This window comes from Desulfocurvus vexinensis DSM 17965 (assembly GCF_000519125.1).
In the GTDB taxonomy this organism is placed as follows: Bacteria; Desulfobacterota; Desulfovibrionia; order Desulfovibrionales; family Desulfovibrionaceae; genus Desulfocurvus; species Desulfocurvus vexinensis.
Genome location: NZ_KI912584.1, coordinates 1 through 6952 on the forward strand (window position 1 = coordinate 1; position 6952 = coordinate 6952).

Sequence of the window (6952 nt, forward strand, 5' to 3'; positions counted from 1 at the left end):
GACGCGAAGCAGCCGGACATCACCTGGGCGAGCGTCGGCTCCCTCGGTCACGTCGAGGAACTGCTGCGGGAGCTGGACGAGTTCCTGTCCTGAACACACCGGGCCACCGACAAAGGAGACATCGACATGACCGAATGCACCGTGCATCAAGCCGCCGAGGCTTTCATCGGCCACCTGCGGGAATCCGGAAAGAAAGAGCGGACCCTTTACACCTACCGGAAGGACCTCGATGTAGTGGAGGCCTTCTTCGGGGCGGATCGCCAGCTCACAGAGATCCGGCTTCCCCAGGTCGGCAAGTTCTACAAGTCCGACCTGCTGCTCAAACTCCCCGACGGCAAGGAGCGGGCTGAACGCACCGTCGCCAAGACCGTCCGGGTGTTCCGCATGATGATGGTATGGGCCAGGGAATCGGGGCGCATCGAGGAGCTGCCGCTGCCCAAGAGCACACCCATGGGTCACAGCAGGGTGAAGGAGTCCAGCGATGAGCAACCGAACGGCTGACCTCGACCTGACGGGCGCGACAGAGGCGTTCTGTGCCCGCCTGTCGGCCGAAGGACGCTCCCCGGCGACCATAGCCGCATACCGCCGGGACCTTGCCCTGGTGGCCCGCGTTGCCGATGAGCTGGCCCCGGGCATCATCTGCCGGGCGATCACGGCCGGGCTCCTCGACCGGGCGTTCTCCGCCGGGGCGGTCACCGAGAGCGGGCGCGGCCCACGCTCGGCGGCCTCGCTCCATCGGATGAAGGCGGCGGTGCGGGCCTTTTTCGCCTGGGCCTCCGAGGCTGGCGTGGTCGATGACAATCCGGCCCGGTCCATCCGCATGCATCGGCTGCCGAGAAAGCTGCCGGTGTTCCTGACCACCGCCGAAAAGAAACGACTGCTCAAGGAACTCAAGGGACGGACCGACTTCTCCGCGCTCCGCGACCGCGCCATGATCGAGGTGCTGCTGGGCACCGGGATCAGGCTTGGCGAGCTGGCCGCGCTCGACATGGATGACATCGACCTCGACGCCAAACATCTGCGGGTGCGGGCCAAGGGGAATGTACCGCAGGTCAAGTTCATCAAGACCGACCTCCGCACATTGCTGCGCCGTTACCTGGCAGAGCGCCGCCGACATGGCCACCCGGAAATGGAAGCCCTGTTCCTGTCGAACCGGGACGGCAGACTCTGCCAGCGGCAGATTGCCAACCGGCTCGCCCACTGGCTGCGGAAGGCCGGGATCGAAAAGGAACTGACGCCGCACGGGCTGCGGCATACCTTCGCCACCCACCTCTACGGCGCGACCAATGACCTGCTCGTGGTGCAGCGGGCCTTGGGGCATCGGGACGTGTCCACCACCCAGATCTACACCCACCTCGTGGACGGCCAGCTCGAGGAAGCCCTCGAACGCCTCTGATCCTTCCGGACCCGACGATGGGAGCGGCCTCGGCTGCTCCTGTTTTCGTTGGGGAAGACAGTATCGAAGACAGTGAATGACAGTGCCCGCAGAAGAACACATCCGCCGATGATGAATGATCATGACGATGGTTCTCGGCCTCCCGGGCGGAGCGGGAAATATCGATTGACCGGAATTTCTCCTTTTCTGTCTGTCGGCCGCACATCGCTATAACTGCTTGGCTTGTGCGCTCCGGGCGCGGAACACACATGGCAATATCTGCTTGGCTTATGTGGGGGCCGCTGCCGAAAAAATGGCTGTTTGCGGGGCCTGGCCGGTTCTGCCTGGGGCTCGACATGCCCATATTTACTTGGGTTGTGTGAGAGAGCCCCGGCGTGAACATGCCAATATCTGCTTGGCTTATGCGGCTCGGCTTATGCGCACACATGCCAATCGGGTATCGAGAGCTGCAGGAAGAAATAGAGGAGTGGAAATGATGATCGGCGGCCGAAGAATGCCGATTCCGAAAGTGCAAGGAACACGTCTTATCCGCAATTCCTGGTGAAGCAGTCTGCCGTAAGTCGCCGTGCGTCGGGGTCATCGGAAAAGCCCTCCATGGTGTTATCCGCAATTCTTTCCGCGTTTTTTACGGCTGGAGGTCTTACCGGCCGGAGCAGCGGCGGCCTCGGCCACCTTCTCGAGCAGCGCCGCAGCCCATTCTGCTGGAGAGGTCTGGGGACCATGCGGCTCCTCACCCTCGCGGGCGATCTTGGTGGTCTTGAGATCCTTCATATGGCAGCGGATCATGCGGTCGAGGCTCTCGGCCGCTTGGGTGTTCCCTTCGATCTGGGCACGGACCAGCTTGACGGAGTAGACGCCCACCAGTTCGACCTGAAGGAAGTCACTGGACTTGTTGAACACGAAGTCCTGGTTGAGGCGCTCGATGATCACGTCGAACATGACCTTTTCTTCCGGGGTCAGACAGCGGTCGGCAAAGATGCCGTGGCGCAGGCGGTTCTGGTTGCCTTCAGGCGCACCAGGGCCGCGCCGGGGCGGTTCTGTCTTGCCCTCGTTGCGGTGCCAGCGGTCCATTGTCTCTTTGTCAGGTTTGCTCAAAGTCACATCGATTTCCTGCCAATGTTTGTTCTTTTATGCCGGGATGCCGAGCGGGAGACCGATTTAGCCTCCAAACGCGCTCCCGCCGGTTCAGGGGTTACTTACCGGAAGCGGCGGCCAACTGTCGGTCCCGGTCCTGTTTTCGTTCGGCGGCGATGATCTGGTTGACCCGGCGAGTGGTCACTCCAGCGAGGTTGGAGATCTCCTGGCTGCTGATCCCCTGCAGATGAAGGGCAAGCACCAGGTCGCGGCGCTCCTGGTAAAAGCGGCTCGGTGCCGGGACCCAGAGAATCCCGGTGTAGTGCTTCTGGATCTGCTCGAAGAGTTCCTCGGGCAGGACATCCTTGGCGTTGGCGTAGCGTTTCTTTTTCTTCACGGCTCAATCCTCCACTTTCTTCATCCACGGCTGCGGCACGTCCGGGTTGTAGAACCGCAGCGTGCTGGGACGCCCGGACTTCGGCCCGTGGACAATTTCGATAAAACGCTCGGTGACCTCGCCAATCTCCTGATCGCCATCGACGAAACAGACCAGACCGTAGTCCTCGCCGCAGGGAAACCGGAATCGGCCCTGGTTCTGATAGAGGCGTGCCTCGGACCAGCCCTTGGCCATGGCCTCCTCACGGATGGCGTCGACCTTGGCGACAGCCTGGGAAGTCACCGGCTGCTTACATTTCCAAGCTTGGTTCCCGGGATAAATCCAGTCCTTTCTTGGAACTTCGACGGGTTTCTTCTGGGACTCGGGACGAAACGCGGGTGGCCGGTAGTTCTTCGGGGAAAAGGAGTGCAGGACCTCCTGCAGGCTATCCTTGCCGAACTCCCGGATGGCCAGCTCCTGCAGGGCGTTGAATCGCTGCCGCAGCGTATTCCAGGCATCCTCGGGGAGCTTTCCGGCCTTGTGAGCGGCTTGGGCTGTGACCATGCGGGAACGTAGCCAGGCAAAGTATTCAGGCGACAGGCGGCGACACAGCGTACCGTCGATCTCCTTGTCTTCAGGCCAGTCGCGAGCGTCCTCGATCTCGTGGACCTCGAGCCCGGTGGAGACATAGATTGCGGGCTGCGGTGGTTGCGGTGGTAATGATGGGGTTTCACATCCTGCCGAGGCGTCCTGCCCACCGGCGGTGTGCTTGATCATGGTTTTCAGAAGGCTCATGGTTTCAGGCTCCAGAAATACGGGTTAATCGCTTTTCCCGTTACTTACCGGAGCTGCCCTGAAACCGTCGGTGACCATCTGCTGCGGTGGATACGTGCGGTGGCTGCGGTGGTTATGCGGTGAAAGGTTTTCTCGTCCCACCGCAGGGTATGGTTCTTTGTTTGTTATTTGTTTTTAGATAGTTATGAAGAAAGAGAAGATAGAGTGCGGTGGTTGCGGTGGTATTTGGGGAATGTCTCTCACGCTGGGCCGGAATTTGCCTGGCGTGGGATGTCGGGTTGGTAGGTAGAAAAAATATTTCAACCCATAGGGGGTGAGACCTCTGGATTTACCACCGCAACCACCGCAAAGGCCATGAAAGCCTTGTCTGGCAAGGGTTTGGCGTGCGGTGGTCATCCACCGCAAGGGACAACGGTGATCACCGCACCACCGCAACAGAAAAGGACGCCCGAGAGCGTCCTGGATGATTGGGGATCGAATTGGTTGAGGTTCAGACCTGGAGAATGTTTTCGACCAGCTTGTAAACCGTGGTGCCGCCAAGGGCTCGTGGCCAGTCGGCACAGGGAGGATTGTCGCGCAGCCTGGCGCGGCGGATGGCCTCATCGATTCGGTCGCGGGTGATCTTGCGTGCGTCGATCCCCTTGTCGTAACCGGGAAGATGCCGCTTCAGCCGGTCGCTGCAATCCCGTGACGATGCGATGCCGGTGCCGTCCTCGAAATGAAGCAGCAACCAGTATTCGAACTTGGGGTTGCTGAGGGCGAAGCCGTAATTGTCGCGTGCCTGAGCCCAGGCATGAAGCTGGTCCAACTGTTCGTCGGTCCACTGATCCTTGTCCACCACGAGCCAGGCTTCGTCGGAGGATCTCAGTTCCTCCTGCCGGAGATGGTCCTCCATCCGCTTCAGTACCTGCGGAGGAGAACTATCATGACTGCCTTTGAGGCAGTTCACCCGGATCACCGACTGTTGGTCATTGAAGATGGCGAAATACTGCGGCTCGGTCTTCACGCCTTCCACCGCGATCACGAACAGTTTGCGGTAGCGACGCTCGCCGAGGGGTCTCTGGAATCTGCGTCTCTTCGGTGGCATCAGTCATCCCCCTCACTTTCCTCGGTGAGGCAGGGATTGGTCAAAGCGCCTCCCAAGAGAATCCGGGGAATTCCACCCAGTCGCCCCTGCAGGTAGCTCTTGCGGATGTCCTTGTCGTATCGGACATCCTTGTACTCGCTGAAGGAGAGCAGGTTCGAAGCTCCGGTGGCATCTCTTTCGGCTACCCACATCTCGTCACGGCGCAGGAGTTGCTGATCCATGAGCAGCACGTCATGGGTGGTCAACAGCAACTGCGTTCTGGTTTCCGTGGAGCAATTGGTGAGGTACGCTTCGAGCAATCTGCGTGTCAGCAGCGTGTGCAGGCTACGGTCGACCTCGTCGATCACGTAGACCTTCTTCGAGACCTGGGCCGACAGCTCAAGAAACGCGGGCAGTAGATCGATCACCCGCTGTGAGCCGTCCGACTCCTGACGGATCTCGAACTTGGCTTCCGTGCCGTCCGCCTTCGGATGATAGGTCACCAGCTTCTTGGCGATCAGTTCACCACCTTTGCGGGTCACCACAAATCGCTCGTTGATCGGCTCGGTCAGCAGACGAACGGTCATGCCTTCCTTGACGTCTTCCTGCAGCTTGGTCTTCAGTGGCTCGGGCAGCGGAATGTTCTCGAAAGGGATCTCCTCGCCACCCAGGTGCGCGATGCCGGTGTCGAGCTGCGGCAGCATCTCGTTCATGGTCGAGTAGAGCGGATGCCCCTCGTCGAGGAACTGCTCGAAAGGTTCGAAGCGAGAATCGGGCGCGACCAGCTCGAGTGTGTCCTTGAACCAGTCGTAGACCGGCCGGAAATTGTCGACCTTCTGGGAAACCGAGTTGGTCAGAAAGAGTTGGTTGTCCCGGGTCCCTTTGAAGGCGAACTGGAGGAACTGGTCCTTGGCCAGGGAATCATCGAAGTTGGGCTTTCCGTCCCGACGGTGGTAGAGCACCTTTTCACTGGTGCTCGTAATGGCCACCAGCTTCTCTTCCAGAACCGCCTTGCGGGTCACCGCGAAGCTGAACTCGTAAATGATCTCGTCGATCAGCAACTCGAAGCCAAACCGTGACGGCTGATCGGCCACCTTGGCGTCCAGCCGGAACGGCTCGACAGGAATCAGGCTGTCGGGCTGGGTTCCTTTGACGACCAGCGCCTTGGCGAAACTCAGGGCCTTGAAAAAGTTGGTCTTGCCCGACGCGTTGCCACCATAAATTGCCGCAACCGGAAGAACTCTCGTCTGGTACTTGCCGAGCTTGGGAACCCTGTCTCCATGCTGGCGCTCCCTGCTGGCGACCATCGAAAATGTGACCTGGTTGCGGAAGGACATCCAGTTTTCGAGTGAGAAACTGACTATCATCTTACCGCCTCCTAAAGTGAAATATTCGCTTTATCATGCCTTAATATAGGCATGGGCGGGCGTAAAGTCAATCTAAAAGAGAAAATATCTCTTTAAACACCCTTGCTACTGATCCGGTACTCGAAGTTCTTGGTGTGGGCGTTGCGCTGCCGGTCGATGTCGAACCCGGCGTCCCGGATGACGTCCAGGTCGTTGCTGATGCGCCGACCGAGCTGGGCGGGCTTCTTGTATTCGAACTCGAGGTTGAATTCCCGGCCGACCCTGCGCAGAGCCGCGAGCAGCCTTCCCGCAGACACCGGTTCCATGGTGTTCTCGTTCTCGAACCTCACCTGGTAGCGTTCGATGAACCCCACCACATGGTTTGCCCGGTCGTCCTCGCCGTAGCGGGCCTTCTCGTCCAGCTCCACCGCGTTCCGATAAGCGTGGAAGAGCGACGCCAGCGCCGTGGCGATGGGGTTCGACTCCCGGGCCATCTCCTGGCTGGTGTCGTTGATGGAATGTATCTGCTCGATGAACAGCGGGCTCAGATCCTCAAGTCCGGTAGTCACCTCGTGATCCTCGGACCCGGCCAGCATCATCAGGTACATCAGGCTCAGATAGTCGTTGCAACGGCGCTTGCCATGGGTCGGCATGGTTCGGTGCAGCAGGCGCATGACCTGTTTCTGGGCTCCGTCCCGGATCATCGCCAGCACATGGCTGGTCCGCTTCATGATGGCCGAGATGATCAGATCCCGGTTCTGCTGGATGGCCGAGATGACCTCCGATTCCAGAAAGCAGTCGCTGGCCTGGTTGGCGAGGTCGAAGTTGATGACGAAGGACCTCGACAGGATCTCCGAAAGTTCCCCGCACAGCGGCTCGATGCCGGTGGTGTTCAGCAG

Annotated in this window: 7 protein-coding genes and 1 pseudogene; 2 read left to right on the forward strand and 6 right to left on the reverse strand. The window is 59.9% G+C overall.

Features of this window, described 5'->3' with window-relative positions; genetic code table 11:
• Positions 1-126: 126 nt before the first annotated feature.
• Both G495_RS0116675 and G495_RS0116680 read left to right on the forward strand, forming a co-directional pair.
• Positions 127-501 carry a hypothetical protein gene (locus G495_RS0116675; protein WP_028588682.1) on the forward strand — a complete coding sequence of 125 codons (375 nt, stop codon included), beginning with the start codon at positions 127-129 and terminating at the stop codon, positions 499-501.
• Positions 482-1396, forward strand: a complete 915-nt coding sequence (locus tag G495_RS0116680; RefSeq protein WP_028588683.1) for a tyrosine-type recombinase/integrase — start codon at positions 482-484, stop codon at positions 1394-1396. Before G495_RS0116675 ends, G495_RS0116680 begins: the two co-directional genes overlap by 20 nt.
• A gap of 600 nt (positions 1397-1996) precedes the next feature.
• Here the strand turns inward: G495_RS0116680 and G495_RS0116685 are convergent.
• From G495_RS0116685 to G495_RS20005, 6 genes and pseudogenes are all read right to left on the reverse strand, one after another.
• Entirely contained in the window at positions 1997-2497 is a 501-nt protein-coding gene (locus G495_RS0116685; RefSeq protein WP_028588684.1) for a hypothetical protein, read from the reverse strand.
• A gap of 91 nt (positions 2498-2588) precedes the next feature.
• Positions 2589-2867, reverse strand: coding sequence for a hypothetical protein (locus G495_RS0116690; protein ID WP_011367837.1), 279 nt, complete (start codon positions 2865-2867; stop codon positions 2589-2591).
• A gap of 3 nt (positions 2868-2870) precedes the next feature.
• On the reverse strand, positions 2871-3641 hold the full coding sequence (locus tag G495_RS0116695) for a hypothetical protein (RefSeq protein WP_028588685.1): 771 nt from the start codon (positions 3639-3641) through the stop codon (positions 2871-2873).
• A 490-nt stretch (positions 3642-4131) separates the two neighbouring features.
• Positions 4132-4728 (reverse strand): RloB family protein, encoded by a 597-nt coding sequence (locus G495_RS0116700; protein ID WP_011367839.1) that lies wholly within the window; start codon positions 4726-4728, stop codon positions 4132-4134.
• Positions 4728-6074: an AAA family ATPase gene (locus tag G495_RS0116705; protein ID WP_011367840.1), complete on the reverse strand. Its 1347-nt coding sequence runs from the start codon at positions 6072-6074 to the stop codon at positions 4728-4730. The genes G495_RS0116700 and G495_RS0116705 overlap by 1 nt, the downstream gene beginning before the upstream one ends.
• 92 nt (positions 6075-6166) lie before the next feature.
• Positions 6167-6952, reverse strand: a pseudogene (locus G495_RS20005) (CHC2 zinc finger domain-containing protein); the annotation flags it as partial.